Source organism: Bradyrhizobium sp. TM233 (assembly GCF_036247965.1).
In the GTDB taxonomy this organism is placed as follows: domain Bacteria; phylum Pseudomonadota; class Alphaproteobacteria; order Rhizobiales; family Xanthobacteraceae; genus Bradyrhizobium; species Bradyrhizobium ottawaense.
The window spans coordinates 1-293 of record NZ_BTIG01000231.1 but is presented as its reverse complement, the minus strand read 5'-3'; the positions used below and the strand labels follow the sequence as shown (position 1 = coordinate 293).

General features: G+C 34.5%; 1 protein-coding gene. It reads right to left on the bottom strand.

Annotation, left to right across the window (positions count from 1 at the left end):
* Window positions 1–205 precede the first annotated feature (205 nt).
* On the bottom strand, window positions 206–292 hold the full coding sequence (locus AABA86_RS34680; RefSeq protein ID WP_445083506.1) for an HAD family acid phosphatase: 87 nt from the start codon (window positions 290–292) through the stop codon (window positions 206–208).
* Window position 293 lies beyond the last annotated feature (1 nt).

Here is a 293-nt window from a genome sequence, read left to right as displayed (position 1 = left end):
AAGAAATTGAACCCAAAGATTAAAGCATGTATTTGAGAAGAAGTCGTTCGACCTTCTCACGGTCAGCCCTAATATGATATATTTAATATCAAACATGAAATCTAATTCCTAATTGTTCATCACATGACAAACTTCTTCATTGTAGCTTTCAACATGAAACGTTACATTTACATTGGCTAGAATAAACAAGATTTCCAAAAATACACTATGGAACAAAATACATTGGATTTGGGATCTTAAAAGTTCGGTTTCCAGAAGAGTTTCCTTGGAGATCACTCCATTGGTCGCCCACA